13 protein-coding genes are annotated in these 14,582 nt (G+C 51.9%); all 13 read left to right on the top strand.

All coding sequences use genetic code 11. The annotated features are described in order from the left end of the window. Positions 1 to 14 precede the first annotated feature (14 nt). The 13 genes from BLQ82_RS11985 to rpoD all read left to right on the top strand — a co-directional run bounded on the left by BLQ82_RS11985 (position 15) and on the right by rpoD (position 14,549). Positions 15 to 986 carry a PhoH family protein gene (locus tag BLQ82_RS11985; protein WP_020426374.1) on the top strand — a complete coding sequence of 324 codons (972 nt, stop codon included), beginning with the start codon at positions 15 to 17 and terminating at the stop codon, positions 984 to 986. Positions 987 to 1,003: 17 nt separating this feature from the next. Continuing rightward, positions 1,004 to 3,259: an HD family phosphohydrolase gene (locus BLQ82_RS11980; RefSeq protein WP_062526934.1), complete on the top strand. Its 2,256-nt coding sequence runs from the start codon at positions 1,004 to 1,006 to the stop codon at positions 3,257 to 3,259. Beyond that, positions 3,256 to 3,753 (top strand): rRNA maturation RNase YbeY, encoded by a 498-nt coding sequence (gene ybeY / locus BLQ82_RS11975; protein ID WP_062526936.1) that lies wholly within the window; start codon positions 3,256 to 3,258, stop codon positions 3,751 to 3,753. Before BLQ82_RS11980 ends, ybeY begins: the two co-directional genes overlap by 4 nt. Next, positions 3,753 to 4,148, top strand: a complete 396-nt coding sequence (locus tag BLQ82_RS11970) for a diacylglycerol kinase family protein (RefSeq protein WP_062526938.1) — start codon at positions 3,753 to 3,755, stop codon at positions 4,146 to 4,148. The genes ybeY and BLQ82_RS11970 overlap by 1 nt, the downstream gene beginning before the upstream one ends. A 195-nt stretch (positions 4,149 to 4,343) precedes the next feature. Further along, positions 4,344 to 4,763 carry a cytidine deaminase gene (cdd, locus tag BLQ82_RS11965; RefSeq protein WP_062526941.1) on the top strand — a complete coding sequence of 140 codons (420 nt, stop codon included), beginning with the start codon at positions 4,344 to 4,346 and terminating at the stop codon, positions 4,761 to 4,763. A gap of 745 nt (positions 4,764 to 5,508) precedes the next feature. Continuing rightward, positions 5,509 to 6,402, top strand: a complete 894-nt coding sequence (era, locus tag BLQ82_RS11960; RefSeq protein WP_020426379.1) for a GTPase Era — start codon at positions 5,509 to 5,511, stop codon at positions 6,400 to 6,402. 108 nt (positions 6,403 to 6,510) lie between these two features. Continuing rightward, complete coding sequence (locus BLQ82_RS11955; protein ID WP_074648172.1) at positions 6,511 to 6,654, top strand: YqzL family protein; 144 nt, start codon at positions 6,511 to 6,513, stop codon at positions 6,652 to 6,654. 36 nt (positions 6,655 to 6,690) lie between these two features. Beyond that, positions 6,691 to 7,446, top strand: a complete 756-nt coding sequence (gene recO / locus BLQ82_RS11950; protein ID WP_062526943.1) for a DNA repair protein RecO — start codon at positions 6,691 to 6,693, stop codon at positions 7,444 to 7,446. A 436-nt stretch (positions 7,447 to 7,882) separates the two neighbouring features. Then, the gene (gene glyQ, locus BLQ82_RS11940) at positions 7,883 to 8,770 is read left to right on the top strand and encodes a glycine--tRNA ligase subunit alpha (RefSeq protein WP_020426382.1); all 888 of its coding nucleotides are present in this window, start codon (positions 7,883 to 7,885) and stop codon (positions 8,768 to 8,770) included. Then, a complete protein-coding gene (gene glyS, locus BLQ82_RS11935; RefSeq protein ID WP_062526947.1) occupies positions 8,763 to 10,841 on the top strand; it encodes a glycine--tRNA ligase subunit beta in 2,079 nt (692 codons plus the stop codon). The genes glyQ and glyS overlap by 8 nt, the downstream gene beginning before the upstream one ends. A 195-nt stretch (positions 10,842 to 11,036) precedes the next feature. Continuing rightward, positions 11,037 to 11,516, top strand: a complete 480-nt coding sequence (locus tag BLQ82_RS11930) for a YaiI/YqxD family protein (protein WP_244280769.1) — start codon at positions 11,037 to 11,039, stop codon at positions 11,514 to 11,516. A gap of 38 nt (positions 11,517 to 11,554) precedes the next feature. Then, the gene (dnaG, locus tag BLQ82_RS11925; RefSeq protein ID WP_062526949.1) at positions 11,555 to 13,375 is read left to right on the top strand and encodes a DNA primase; all 1,821 of its coding nucleotides are present in this window, start codon (positions 11,555 to 11,557) and stop codon (positions 13,373 to 13,375) included. A gap of 40 nt (positions 13,376 to 13,415) precedes the next feature. Then, entirely contained in the window at positions 13,416 to 14,549 is a 1,134-nt protein-coding gene (gene rpoD, locus BLQ82_RS11920) for an RNA polymerase sigma factor RpoD (protein ID WP_020426386.1), read from the top strand. The last annotated feature ends 33 nt before the right edge of the window (positions 14,550 to 14,582 follow it).

The raw sequence follows: 14,582 nt of genomic DNA, 5'->3' as shown, positions 1-14,582 counted from the left end.
GAGAATGAGGCTACTTGTCAGAACAGACTGCAAGCATTCGAATATCTTTGCAAAATGCGGGAGAAGCGCAATCCCTGTTCGGCCCGCAGGATGGTTTTCTAAAAATAATCGAAAGTGAAATTCCTGCCGTAATTGACTCGCGTGAAGCTGAAATTACGATTCGCGGTGCGGAGCGGGAAGTAGACATGCTGGGGCAGCTCTTTGGTGTACTGCTCTCCCTGATCCGCAGCGGCTATATACTCAGTGAGCGGGATATTCAGTATGCGGTGGAGCTGGCGAAGGATTTCCGGGCCGATCAGCTGCTTGATTTGTTCAAGGGTGAAATTACGACAACCTTCCGCGGCAAGCCCATCCGGGTCAAAACAATCGGCCAGAAGCATTATGTGACTACGATCAAAAAGCGGGACATCGTCTTCGGCATCGGGCCTGCCGGTACCGGCAAAACCTATCTTGCAGTGGTGCTGGCCGTTACGGCGCTGAAGGAAGGGTCCGTGAAACGAATAGTGCTTACGCGTCCGGCAGTGGAGGCGGGAGAGAGCCTGGGCTTCCTTCCAGGGGATTTGCAGGAAAAGGTGGATCCATATCTCCGTCCGCTCTACGACGCCTTATACGACGTTATGGGCCCCGATCAGGTCGCCAAAGCGCTGGAGCGCGGGCTGATTGAGATTGCTCCGCTGGCCTACATGCGCGGACGCACGCTGGATGATTCTTTTATCATTCTCGATGAGGCCCAGAATACGACTCCGGAACAAATGAAAATGTTTCTGACCCGCCTAGGGTTCGGCTCCAAGATGGTGATTACGGGGGATGTGACCCAAATCGACCTGCCCCGCGGCAAGAAATCGGGATTGATTGAAGCCAAAACGATTTTATCCGGCATTGATGAGCTGGGCTTTGTCTATTTTGCAGAACAGGATGTAGTAAGGCATTCCCTGGTGCAGAAAATTATCGTCGCCTATGAACGCTCTGCCGAAAACCTCGAATAAAAAAGGGGACTGTCTTCATGGCCTCAAAGCAACCATCGAAATTAAGCGGATTTGTATACAATAGCAACGGATGGAAGTATAGCGCGGTGACGCGCTATGCTCTTTTCCTGTTATTGGGGCTTGTTTTCTACTTCAGCCTGTCCTCAGACCTGGTGCCCAAGAAGTATGACATCAAAGAGGGAACCCACAGCGCCAAGGAAATCACTGCACCTAAGCAAATCCTTGACACCAAAGCCAAGCTTAAAGCCCAGGAAGAAGCGGCTGAGAATGTAACCAACCGCTATGCGATCATTCCAATGAGAGCGGACAATCTAGTAACTTCCCTGCTGGACCGGATCGACCGCCTTAATCAGGATGACCTGATCTCGCAAAGTGACAAAACGGCGATTTACCGCGAGGAGATCCCGCAGCGGGCCAGTGATTTTATTCTGAATTTTGTAGCCTCCAGCCGGAATGCAGGCACCTATTCCGGTACGCTCCTGGATGAGATGCAATCCGTGATCAAGGATCAGACTTATGTCATTCCGGAAGAGACTTATATCAAAATTCCGCGTCTGACCTCCCAGGACATTATCGAGATGAAGCCGGTGGCCCGGGATATTGTCACCAAGCTGATGAACGACCAGATTACCGATGCCCAATCCGCGCGCGCCAAGGTGGCCGAGCAGGTGAGCGTCAGTTCGCTGAGCCAGCGCACGGCCCGTGAGGTGGTGCAGGAGCTGGTACGGCTGGTGATTACGAGCAACAAGTTCTACGATGAGGAAGCCACCAAGGAAGCGAAAGTGCAGGCCCGAGAGAATACACCCGATGTGTTCATTGAGCAGGGGGATGTGCTTGTTGCAAAAGGGGAACTTATCACTCCTGAGTTATATAAACTTCTGGATGACAATGGCCTGCTGAGCAACGAAGTCAACTACTGGCCGCAATTTGGCCTGCTGATTCTCTCTGCTTTGTTATCCTTTGGCCTGTTTACATTCATCCGTTACTCAGGCGGAGCTTCCGGCTTCAAGTATAATAACTCCCAGCTGCTTATGCTGGTGCTGGTATTTGTAATTACGATTATTGCAGTCAAGCTCGCTGCGTTTCTGCAGACGGATGTACGTGCATATGTAGGTTTCCTGGCCCCGGTAGCGATTGGCGCGATGCTGATTACCATGCTGCTGGATATGACGCTGGCCTATTTCTGTTCCATTTTATTCAGCATTCTTGCCAGCATTATGCTGAATGTGCAGCAGAACACCGTCTTTGATTTCACCTTCGGTTTCTTTGCACTTATCGTTTGCTATGTCGCCATCTTTGCCACTCACCGGGCAGGGCAGCGCTCCACGCTCCTGAAAGGCGGGATCATGGTATCCCTGATTGGCTGCGTGACTGTATTTATGCTGAATGTGCTGGGCGGGGGTGTCTGGAACCAGACGCAGGCTTTATATGCGATTGGCTTCTCTTTTGCGAGCGGTCTGCTGACCGCAGTGCTGGTCATCGGTCTGATGCCTTTCTTCGAGGCCACCTTCGGGATCTTGTCGGCGCTGAAGCTGGTGGAGCTGTCGAATCCGAACCATCCCCTGCTGCGCAAGCTGCTTACGGAAACACCGGGAACTTATCATCACAGCGTGATGGTCGGCAACCTGTCGGAAGCGGCGGCGGAGGCGATTGGCGCAGATGGCTTGCTCTGCCGGGTAGGCTCTTATTATCACGATATCGGTAAGACCAAGCGGCCGTTTTATTTCATAGAGAACCAGAACAACATGGAGAATCCGCATGATTCGATTGAGCCGATGCTCAGTAAGTCAATCATTGTGGCGCATGCCCGGGACGGGGTGGAAATGCTGAAGGAGTATAAGCTGCCGAAGCCGATCCGGGATATTGCCGAACAGCATCACGGCACAACATTCCTGCATTATTTTTATCATAAAGCACTGAAGCTTGCTGAGGAAAAAGGTGTGGAGCCCGACTTTACCGAAGAGGACTTCAGATATCCGGGACCGAAGGCGCAGTCGAAGGAATCGGCCGTAGTCGGAATCGCCGACAGTGTGGAAGCAGCTGTCCGCTCGCTCCGTAAGCCTACAGTCGTACAGGTGGAGACAATGATTGAAAAAATCATCAAGAGCCGTCTGGATGATCATCAGTTCGATGAATGCGATCTGACAATCAAGGAGCTGGATATCATCGCGCGGACGCTGAAAGAAACGGTAATGGGGATTTTTCATTCACGGATCGAATATCCCGAGGATGTGAAAAAACCGAAAAAAGAGGAAGGGGCCGTAACAACATGAGCCTGGCAATCGTCTGGAATAACGAACAGGAAGAACACCCTATAAGCGATGAGCTGATCACCCTGCTGGAGAGTATTTTGCAAAAGGCCGGAGAAGCGGAAGGGATTGACGAAGGCGAAGTGGATCTTACTTTTGTCAATAACGAACGCATTCATGAATTAAACCTGGAGTACCGTGGAATTGACCGTCCGACGGATGTACTTTCTTTTGCCATGAACGAAACCGGAGAAGACGAGCCTGAAATTATATATGCTCTTGATGAAGGTGAAGAAGGAGAGGATGTTCCTTATGTATTGGGCGACATCATCATCTCCGTAACCCGGGCGCAGGAGCAGGCGCTGGAATACGGCCATTCGCTGGAACGGGAACTAGGCTTCCTGTTCGTGCATGGCTTCCTGCATCTGCTGGGCTATGATCATCAGGATGCGGTTTCGGAAGCCGAAATGATGTTCAAACAGGAAAAGGTGCTGGCTCAGGTTGGGTTGACACGCTAATGGTCAAGAATACGGCGGTAGGCCACAAAAAATTCTGGCATTCTTTCCGGTATGCGGCGCATGGAATTGCCTCTGCATTCAAGTCCGAGCTGAATATGAAGGTGCACAGCACTTTGGCTGTACTCGTGCTTGCAGCCGCCGTCATCCTTAGACTCCCTCCGTCAAGCTGGATGCTGCTGCTGCTCGCAATTACGCTCGTTCTTGCCGCCGAACTGCTGAACACAGCTATTGAAGCGACGATCGATCTGGTCTCTCCGGAGATTCATCCCTTGGCCAAAAAAGCGAAAGACACCGCCGCAGGGGCTGTACTGCTCACGGCGGTCTTTGCCGTCATCGTGGGAATCTACGTATTTTATCATCCTGTGATGGACTGGATCACCGGACTTATGTCATAATCAGTTTACAACTTCAGCTTATGGGAGAGGCGGACCCGCGTTTTGCGCTCCGTCTTTCATTGTCTTCAATTGCGGAAAGCTTCACTCCATCATGCAGCATAGCTTCATAAAACTTAAGCCTATGCTTCCGAAGCGAGTTTTATTGCGTAGCAAGAACATGTAGCATAGCTTCATAAAACTTTTAGGAGGACAACAATGGAATCTGCTCTTCTTTTACAGGAAGCGATCAAAGCACGGGCGAAAGCCTATATCCCATACTCCCGTTTCGGTGTCGGCGCGGCCCTGCTGGACCAGGACGGTCATGTTCATCATGGCTGCAATATTGAAAATGCCGCTTTTGGCCCGACCAACTGCGCAGAGCGGACCGCACTGTTCCGCGCCATCGCAGACGGCCATAAGGCTGGAACGTTCCAAGCAATTGCGGTGATTGCCGATACGGACGGGCCGGTGTCCCCTTGCGGCGTGTGCCGCCAAGTCATGGTCGAGCTGTGCGCACCGGATATGAAGGTCATTCTCGGCAACCTGAGAGGCGATATTCAGGAGACTACCGTGCGGGACTTGCTCCCCGGCGCGTTTGGCCCCACTGATCTGGAACAGGGGCAGGCTCCCGAGTAAGTCAGGAATCGCAATGTCGATTCAGGGACTCGCTAAGCTCACGCGGGCATACTAACTCAGGGACCCTCAATGTTCGAGCGAGCATGCTAACACAGGGACGCTCAATGCTCGAGCGGCATACCCCCTCAGGGTCCTCTGTGCTCAAACGGACATACTATTTGCAGTTCTATTGCAGTTTCTGCAACAGAATGGACTCGTTTCAAGCGGAAATTACAATCTGTTGCACTCTGTACAGCAGATTTCCAGGAAATGAGCTTAAAATGCCTGTTTTGAATAAATCAATTGCAGAGAATACAATAGATTTGTTAATCAGCCTTTAACATGCGAATTCTAATGTACAAAGTGCAGCAGAATAAGAATTGGACACTCAAATGGAGGTTTATGCGAGCTGTTTCTGCTTTACGAAGCTGGCCTCTAATAAGTAAGAAGATGCTGCGGCTGCTAAAAGTCTACAGTTATTCCCGCTCCGTGAGTTATATAATCACATGTGTTCATTAGCAGTTGAGTAAATTACAAGCCGCAATTAAGCGTGTTCCGCAAGGAACGTAAGCGCTCCATCCACCAACTATTCTCACCATGCACCTACAGCCGCTCACACGCCAAGTTCCGGGTGTCCAGAGGGCCGGGGCCCGTGGGGTCCCCCTTGGCTAAGGGGGATTTAGGGGGATCGAAACACTTTAGGGGGATCGAAAAAAGCTTTTAAGAAGCTTTATGAATTTGAAGTTAGCTAAGGAAGGAAGATCATATGAAATTCAAATCAGGGTTTGTCGCCATTATCGGCAGACCGAACGTAGGCAAATCGACACTCATGAACCAGGTGATCGGACAGAAGATCGCCATCATGTCGGACAAGCCGCAGACCACCAGAAATAAAATCCACGGGGTATACACCGCGAATAATTCGCAGATTGTATTCCTCGACACGCCCGGTATCCATAAAAGACAGTCCAAGCTGGGCGATTATATGAACCAGACAGCGATGAGCACATTGCATGAGGTGGAAGCCGTGCTGTTTCTGGTGGACGCTTCTGAAGGCATGGGCGGAGGGGACCGCTATATTGCCGAGCAGCTCAAGGACGTCAAAACACCGGTCATCCTCGTGATGAACAAGATTGACAAAATCGAGCCGGAAGCGCTGCTTCCGCTGATTACCGAATACAATAAGCTGCATGAGTTCGCCGAAATCGTACCGATTTCCGCCAAGCTCGGCAGCAACGTAAATACACTGCTGGATCAGGTAGTGAAATACCTGCCCGAAGGCCCGCAGTATTATCCTGAAGATCAGATTACCGACCATCCGGAGCAGTTCGTCTGTGCGGAGCTGATCCGCGAGAAAATCCTGCATTTGACCCGCGAGGAGGTACCGCATTCCATTGCGGTAGCCATCGAGGACATGCGCGTTGAATCCAATGGAGTTGTACATGTGTCGGCCGTTATTTTTGTCGAACGCGATTCCCAGAAGGGGATTATTATCGGCAAGCAGGGGGCCATGCTGAAGGAAGTCGGCAGACGGGCCCGTACCGATATCGAGAACCTGCTGGGTTCGAAGATTTTTCTGGAACTATGGGTAAAAGTGAAAAAAGACTGGCGCAACCAGGAACGCGTTCTGCGTGATTTGGGCTTCCACAAAGACCTTTAAGATCCGTCAGCTGCGGCTTTCTGGCAGGAATTGCAAGGATAGATCCTGGCCTATCGCACATCCTATTTCTGAAGAGACATCGTGTTTCCGAAGAAAGGATGAATACGAATGCGAGACTTTTCGTGGAAGTATTTTGCAATAACTGGGGATGTCGATGCATATCTGCTGTACAAACAAGCTGCAGATCCGTTTGAAGGCAGCCTAGAGCTGCCTGCGGAGGAAGAGAAGGTCCTGGATGAAGAAGCGCAATAAGGACTGGTTGCTTGCCGAGTGGTTGGGGGAAGAAGCATGCTATACAGGGTGGAAGGGATCGTCATCCGCAGCATGGACTACGGCGAGGGGAACGCGATTATTACGCTTTGCACCGAGAACGCCGGCAAAGTAGGCGTCCTGGTACGCGGCGCCAAAAAGGTTAAAAGCCGCCATGCTGCCCTAATCCAACTGTTCACTACCGGGGAATATGTGTTTTTCCGCAACAATGGGGGACTCGGAACACTGAATGCCGGTGAAATTACGAAGTCCCACCATCCGCTGCGGGAGGATCTGGTCAAGGCCGCTTATGCTTCATATGCCTGCGAGCTGCTTGACCGTGTGCTTCATGATGAGGAGACCGGCAGTTTTTGGTTCCGCCAGCTCACAGCCTGTCTGAATGCCCTGGAGGAAGACAAGGAGCCCGGCATCATTATAAATGTCTTTGAGATGAAAGTTCTGCAGGCGGCAGGGTACGGCCCGCAGCTGGACAACTGTATTGTTTGCGGTCTGGACAAGCCGGACGAGGAACTGCGGATAAGTCCCCGACTTGGAGGCGTGCTCTGCCGCAGCTGCAGGCATAATGATCCTCCTGCCATGGAGGTTTCTCCTCGCGCACTCAAGCTGCTGCGCTTGTTCGCTGCGCTTGATCTCACACGGCTTGGCAATGTGGACGTGAAGGAGGGCACCCGTGCTGAACTCAAAAAGATCATGCGGGCCTTTATGGACCATCAGCTGGGGCTGAAGCTGAAGTCGCAGAATTTCCTCGACCAGCTAGATAAATACAATATTTGACGAAATGCAAAAAATCCGTTACTATAGGTTCAGTTTCTTTTTATAGTATGCCGTTATAGCTCCTTAGACGGAGAAACGTGCAGTGATCGGGAAAGTAATGAACAGCATTGCCCTTAAGCGAGCCGGGGAGAGTGGAAGCCTGGCAGGACAACGTTCATGAACATGGCACCCGGGAGTGCGAAGGCGGCGAATGAAAGTGGATTTCGTCATTTACTGATGAAATCAAGTAGGGTGGAACCGCGGGAGTATATTCAGGCTCTCGTCCCTATGTCTGTATATCAGGCATGGGGGCGGGAGCTTTTTTGCCTTGTGGTCAGCAATAAGGATCTCATGTGAGACACCGCAGGGATAGAAGGTACCGCCTCCATCGCACAACAGGCAAGATGAACCATGGCAAGAGGCGCAGTTAAACTTGTGAAGCGAAGGAGTCGGTAGTATGAATTTTCAGCAGATGATTTTAACGCTGCAGCAGTTCTGGTCTGCCCAGAACTGTATTCTCGTCCAGCCGTATGACACGGAAAAAGGTGCAGGAACCATGAACCCCATGACCTTCCTGCGTTCGCTCGGCCCGGAGCCGTGGAAGGTGGCTTATGTGGAGCCTTCACGCCGCCCGTCAGACGGCCGTTACGGAGAGAACCCGAACCGTCTGTATCAGCATCACCAGTTCCAGGTGATTATTAAGCCGTCGCCGGACAACATTCAAGAGCTGTATCTGGATAGTCTGAAGGCGCTTGGCGTAGATCCGCTTTTGCATGATATCCGTTTTGTTGAAGACAACTGGGAGAACCCTTCGTTGGGCTGCGCGGGCCTCGGTTGGGAAGTATGGCTGGATGGAATGGAAATCACACAATTTACGTATTTCCAGCAAGTCGGCGGCATTGAGACCAGTCCGGTGGCTGTCGAAATCACTTACGGTATGGAGCGTCTGGCTTCCTACATTCAGGAGAAGGAGAATGTGTTTGACCTGGAATGGGTGGGCGGCATGACCTACGGTGACGTGTTCCATCAGCCGGAAGTAGAGCACTCCACCTATACATTCGAAGTCTCCGATGTCAAAATGCTGTTCACCCTCTTCAACACCTATGAAGAGGAGGCACGCAGAGCGATGGAGCAGCATCTGGTGTTCCCGGCTTACGATTATGTGCTGAAATGTTCGCACACCTTCAACCTCCTGGACGCGCGCGGAGCCATTAGTGTGACCGAACGAACGGGCTTTATTACCCGGGTCCGCAACCTAGCCCGCACCGTAGCGGCGACATATCTCGAGGAACGCGAGAAGCTCGGCTTCCCGCTGCTGAAGAAAGAAGGTGCTGACCTTGTCTAAAGATATATTGTTTGAGATCGGTCTCGAAGAGGTTCCGGCGCGTTTCATCCGGGCTGCAATGGAGCAGCTTAAGGATAGAACCGTCAAATGGCTGGAAGCATCCCGCATTTCCCATAGCGGAGTCAGCGCCTATGCCACACCGCGCCGTCTTACAGTTCTGGTGAAGGATGCCGCCGAAAAACAGGAAGACATCAGCGAAGAAGTGAAGGGCCCTTCACGCAAAATTGCACTGGATGCCAGCGGCGAATGGAGCAAGGCTGCACTCGGTTTTGCCCGCAGCCAGGGGGTATCGCCGGAGCAGTTCACCTTTAAAGAGCTGGCAGGAGTGGAGTATATCTATGCCACCAAAAACAGTGACGGTGTAAATACCTCTTCATTGTTGTCAGAAGGGCTTAGCGGCATTGTAAGCGCCATGACCTTCCCGAAAAATATGCGCTGGGGAGCATACGATTTCAAGTTCGTCCGTCCGATCCGCTGGCTAGTGGCCCTGTTCGGCCAGGAGGTTATTGATCTGGAAATCACCGGCGTCAAGGCCGGAAATGTAAGCCGGGGCCATCGTTTCCTGGGAACGGAAGCGGTGATTTCCGAACCTGCGGAGTACGTGGAAACGATGCGCAGCCAGCATGTGCTGGTGGACGTGAAGGAACGCGAAGAGCTGATTCTGAGCCAGATCAACAAGCTGGCAGAAGAGAAAGGCTGGACGATTGCCATCAAAGAGGATTTGCTGGAGGAAGTCTTATTCCTCGTAGAAACTCCGACAGTGCTGTTCGGTACTTTTGATGCAGCGTTCCTCAATATCCCGCAGGATGTGCTGATTACCTCGATGCGCGAGCATCAGCGCTACTTCCCGGTTTTTGACGCAGCGGGTGCGCTGCTGCCGTTCTTCGTCACCGTCCGCAACGGTAATGCGGAGTCGCTGGATGTCATCGCCAAGGGGAATGAGAAGGTGCTGCGTGCCCGTCTGTCGGACGCGAAGTTCTTTTATGAAGAGGATCAGAAGCTGGAGATCAGCGATGCGCTGGCCAAGCTCGAGAACATTGTGTATCACGAGGAACTGGGCAGCGTCGGAGACAAGGTCCGCCGGATTCGTGCGGTAGCTGACCGGCTGGCGGTGAAGCTGGGATTGTCCGAAAAGGCAGCTGCTGAAGCCAGCCGGACGGCTGATATCTGCAAATTCGATCTAGTGACGCAAATGGTGAATGAGTTTTCCGAGCTCCAAGGTACCATGGGCGAGGATTACGCCCGCAAAGCCGGTGAATCCGAAGCGGTTGCAAGAGGAATCTTCGAGCACTATCAGCCACGGTTTGCCGGTGACGCTGTTCCTGCCTCGGAAGTGGGCCTTGTGGTCAGCCTCGCGGATAAAATCGACACGATTGTCGGATGCTTTTCCATCGGCATTATCCCGACCGGTTCGCAGGACCCTTACGCCCTCCGCCGGCAGGCGGCAGGCATTGTGCAGATGGTCCTTGAGCATAAGCTGACGGTCTCTTTGCAGGAAATTTTTGATGCTGCCCTGGAGGTGCATGAAAATTTACGCACAGAGAAACCTTTTGCTCCTGATCTGCGTATAAACCTGTACGAGTTCTTCGGTCTGCGCGTAAAACGCCTGTTATCCGACAATGTCCGTTATGATGTTGTGGATGCGGTTATTGCTGCAGGGTTCGATGACATCGTGGCAGTAGTGGGCAGAAGCCGTGCGCTTATGGACACTGTTAACAATCAGGCTGATTTCAAAATCACCGTGGATTCACTGACACGGGTCAGCAATCTGGCGGCCAAAGCCGCAGAAGGAACGGCCGTAGTACCTTCTTTGCTGAAGGAAGAAGCGGAGCGTAAGCTATATGAGACTTGGCAGGCCATACACGCGCCGTACCAGGAAGCACTCCGTGCCAGAAATGCGGAGGAAGCTCTGCGGATCTTGTCCGGTCTGAAGGATGCAGTTACCGGATTTTTCGATTCCGTAATGGTTATGGCCGATGATGAGCAAATCCGTGCGAACCGCCTGGCGCTGCTGGCCGGCATCGATGCCGATTCCAAAGCGTTTGCCGATTTTGGCAAGCTGGTGTGGTAGTCTCTTTAGGAGATCCTGATGTCTGTATCCCCTAAAGTTTATGACTTTGTGCAGTTTATGGTATAGATCGATGGTTTAGGGTATAAATATACGGAACGGTGCCAATGCGTAAGTTGACATTCGTTCCGTATTTATGCTTTGTAAAGAAGGATTTCAGTTTGGCAAAGCGTATATATATTACACGGGAAATTGGTGATGAGCATGGAAAGGCCGCAGGAAAGGAAGATCGTGGTCGACGGGGATGCTTGTCCGGTGAAGCAAGAAATTATTGCCGCAGCCCGGAGCTTCGGTATCCCGGTAATCATGGTCTCTTCATACGATCATGTGCTGAGGGGAGAGGAAGGCGTCACGGTCGTTCAAGTGGATCGCGGGGCTGACAGCGCCGACCTGTACATTGCGAATCACATTACTGCAGGCGATATTGTCGTCACGCAGGATTACGGCCTGGCCGCGCTGGCGCTGGGCAAACGCTGCAGGGTTTTGTCTAACCGCGGACAGGAATATGATGATTTGGGCATGGATTTTATGCTGGAAAGCAGGCATGCCAGAGCCGTGGAGCGAAGGCGAGGTCATTATTCCAAGGGGCCAAAAGCGATCACCGCGGAAGAGAAAATTTATTTTCAACATAAACTGACAAAACTTTTAATGATTTTGCAGGAGAATGTCCAGCTATAGCGAATTATATTTATTTGTTAAGAGATGAAGGTGGTTGAGTGGCTAGCGGACAAGGTAATATTCCGGAAGAAGTGATCGAGAGTGTCCTCGCACGGCATGACATTGTCGATACTGTCGGTAAGGTTGTCCATTTGTCCAAGCAGGGGAAATATTTATGGGGCCTCTGCCCGTTTCATTCGGAGAAAACCCCTTCCTTCACTGTAACCCCCGAACGGGGGGTCTTTCATTGCTTTGGCTGCGGCATGGGGGGCAATGCCATCAAATTCAGGATGGAAATCGAAGGGTTATCCTTCCCCGAAGCAGTCAGAATAATGGCGGAAGAAAGTGATATCCCTGTTCCCGAGGGAACCGGAGGCGTCCTCTCCCCTCCTGATCCTGAGCGTGACCGGCTGATTCAGGCGTATGAGCTGTCGGCTAAATTTTATCATTTTCTGCTGAAGAATACGGAATACGGCACTGCCGCCATGGATTATTTGAGATCCCGGGGCTTCAGCGGCAAAATGATCGACCAGTTCCAGATCGGCTATGCACCGGACCGCTGGGATACACTGCTCCAGTTCCTGGACAAAAGGAACTTTAATCTCGCCGAGATGGAGAAGGGCGGACTGCTGTCGGCCAGAGGTGAAGGCAAAGGGTATATTGACCGCTTTCGCGGACGCGTCATTTTTCCGATTGCGAACCGTACAGGGAAGGTGATTGCTTTTGCCGGAAGAATTCTTGGAGACGGTCAGCCGAAATACTTGAATTCCCCGGAGAGCAGACTGTTTAACAAAAGCCGGATTCTGTACAATTTGCACCAATCCAAAGCATCCATCCGCAAAACGCGGCAAATCGTCCTTTTTGAAGGCTATGGTGATGTCATTTCGGCTTGGGAAGCAGGTGTGCATAACGGTGTGGCTACCATGGGGACCTCTCTGACAGAGGGACATGTGGCTCTAATGAAGAGTCTGGGTGATGAGATCGTTCTGGCTTATGACGGCGATAAGGCGGGACAAGCTGCTGCAATGAAGGCGATCCCGATGCTGGAGGATAACGGCCTGCGGGTTAAGGTGGCTGTGCTTCCCAGCGGACTCGATCCCGATGAATTCATCTCCCGCCATGGGGGAGAGCGGTTCAAGGAGCAAGTCATTGATTCAGCGGTTTCATCCATTAAATTTAAGCTTATATATCTGAAAAAAAACCATATACTGCTAGAGGAAGACGGTAAAATAGCCTATGTCAAGGAGGCCCTGGAGATTATTGCCTCCCTGCATTCCTCCACAGAGCGCGAGGTCTACCTGCGCGAAATCGCCTCCGAGCTGGAGCTGTCATATGATAGCTTGAAGCAGGACTGCAATTTACTTCGGGCGTCCATGCAAAAAAACCTTCCCGAAGGGGATAATAACGACAAAAGGTGGAATAATGGTAGGCATAAAAAAGGGCAGGTGCAGACGCCGACTTTGCTGCCAGCTTATCATGTTGCCGAACGGCGGCTGCTGTCCTGGATGATACAGGACCCGGATGCCGCGGCATATGTAGGCGAACGCCTCGGAGAAGAGTTCAACATTGATGATCATGCGGCAATTGCCGCTTATCTATATGCCTATTACGCGCAAGGCAAACCCCCCGGCATCAGCCGGTTTCTATCATCGCTTCAGGATGACCGTCTGGAAAAAACCGCAACCGCGATTTCCATGATGGACACTCCTCCGGACTGGAATACACAGGTTCTGGATGATTGTATCCGTGAAGTGCGGAAATACCCCGTGCAACGCGGGATGGAACAAAAACGCGAAGAGATGATTCAGGCTGAGAAGTCGGGCGACTTTTTGCGTGCGGCACAAATAGCAAGTGAGATTATAGCCCTAGAGAGACAATGAGCAGTTGACAGGATGTACCTAGGGAGGAGGGAGTCGAATTATGGCGAACGATCAGCACACTGAACTGGAAGCGGAATTTACTCTGGATCAGGTTAAGGATCAGCTTATTGAGCAAGGCAAGAAAAGATCATCATTGAACTACAAAGATATTATGGAGAAACTGTCGCCGTTTGATCAGGACCCCGAGCAAATGGAGGAATTCTACGAGCAGCTGAGCGATTTGGGTATCGAGGTTGTGAATGAGAATGACGAAGAGGTCAATACCCTTCGGCCAAGCGAGGATAACGAAGGCAGCGACAATGATGACTTCAGCTTCGACGACGATTTGTCACTCCCGCCCGGAATCAAGATCAATGACCCTGTCCGGATGTATCTGAAGGAGATCGGGCGTGTGCCGCTGCTGTCGGCTGATGACGAAGTAGAGCTGGCGATGCGAATCAAGAACGGCGATGAGGAAGCCAAACGCCGGCTTGCTGAAGCGAACCTGCGGCTCGTCGTAAGTATCGCCAAACGTTATGTTGGACGCGGCATGCTGTTCCTCGACCTGATTCAGGAAGGCAACATGGGTCTGATCAAAGCTGTTGAGAAGTTTGACCACAACAAAGGCTTCAAATTCAGTACCTATGCGACTTGGTGGATTCGCCAAGCCATCACGCGGGCAATTGCGGACCAGGCCCGGACGATCCGGATTCCGGTACACATGGTGGAAACCATCAACAAGCTGATCCGGGTATCCCGCCAGCTGCTGCAGGAGCTTGGACGTGAGCCATCGCCGGAGGAGATTGCCGCCGAGATGGAGCTGACGGTTGAGAAGGTCAGAGAAATTATGAAGATTGCCCAGGAGCCGGTATCACTGGAAACACCGATCGGTGAAGAAGATGATTCGCATTTGGGTGATTTCATTGAGGATCAGGAGGCGCTTGCGCCTGCAGACGCAGCTGCTTATGAGCTGCTGAAGGAACAGCTGGAGGATGTGCTGGACACGCTCACAGAGCGTGAGGAGAATGTGCTTCGTCTGCGCTTCGGTCTGGATGACGGACGGACGAGAACACTCGAAGAGGTCGGCAAAGTGTTCGGCGTTACCCGTGAGCGGATCCGCCAGATTGAAGCCAAGGCGTTGCGCAAGCTCCGGCATCCAAGCCGCAGCAAACGTCTTAAGGATTTCCTCGAATAGTGTCATAAACCGGACCTTCTGCTGCACGGTGGC

It is taken from the genome of Paenibacillus jilunlii, assembly GCF_900102965.1.
GTDB classification, from domain to species: Bacteria; Bacillota; Bacilli; order Paenibacillales; family Paenibacillaceae; genus Paenibacillus_AQ; species Paenibacillus_AQ jilunlii.
This window is presented reverse-complemented; position numbering and strand designations above follow the sequence as displayed.

Bases quoted from the DNA above. Each gene is read 5' to 3' on its own strand.
- BLQ82_RS11980 (WP_062526934.1), top strand. From the start codon at position 1,004: ATGGCCTCAAAGCAACCATCGAAATTAAGCGGATTTGTATACAATAGC.
- ybeY (WP_062526936.1), top strand. From the start codon at position 3,256: ATGAGCCTGGCAATCGTCTGGAATAACGAACAGGAAGAACACCCTATA.
- BLQ82_RS11970 (WP_062526938.1), top strand. From the start codon at position 3,753: ATGGTCAAGAATACGGCGGTAGGCCACAAAAAATTCTGGCATTCTTTC.
- cdd (WP_062526941.1), top strand. From the start codon at position 4,344: ATGGAATCTGCTCTTCTTTTACAGGAAGCGATCAAAGCACGGGCGAAA.
- era (WP_020426379.1), top strand. From the start codon at position 5,509: ATGAAATTCAAATCAGGGTTTGTCGCCATTATCGGCAGACCGAACGTA.
- BLQ82_RS11955 (WP_074648172.1), top strand. From the start codon at position 6,511: ATGCGAGACTTTTCGTGGAAGTATTTTGCAATAACTGGGGATGTCGAT.
- recO (WP_062526943.1), top strand. From the start codon at position 6,691: ATGCTATACAGGGTGGAAGGGATCGTCATCCGCAGCATGGACTACGGC.
- glyQ (WP_020426382.1), top strand. From the start codon at position 7,883: ATGAATTTTCAGCAGATGATTTTAACGCTGCAGCAGTTCTGGTCTGCC.
- BLQ82_RS11930 (WP_244280769.1), top strand. From the start codon at position 11,037: ATGAGCATGGAAAGGCCGCAGGAAAGGAAGATCGTGGTCGACGGGGAT.
- rpoD (WP_020426386.1), top strand. From the start codon at position 13,416: ATGGCGAACGATCAGCACACTGAACTGGAAGCGGAATTTACTCTGGAT.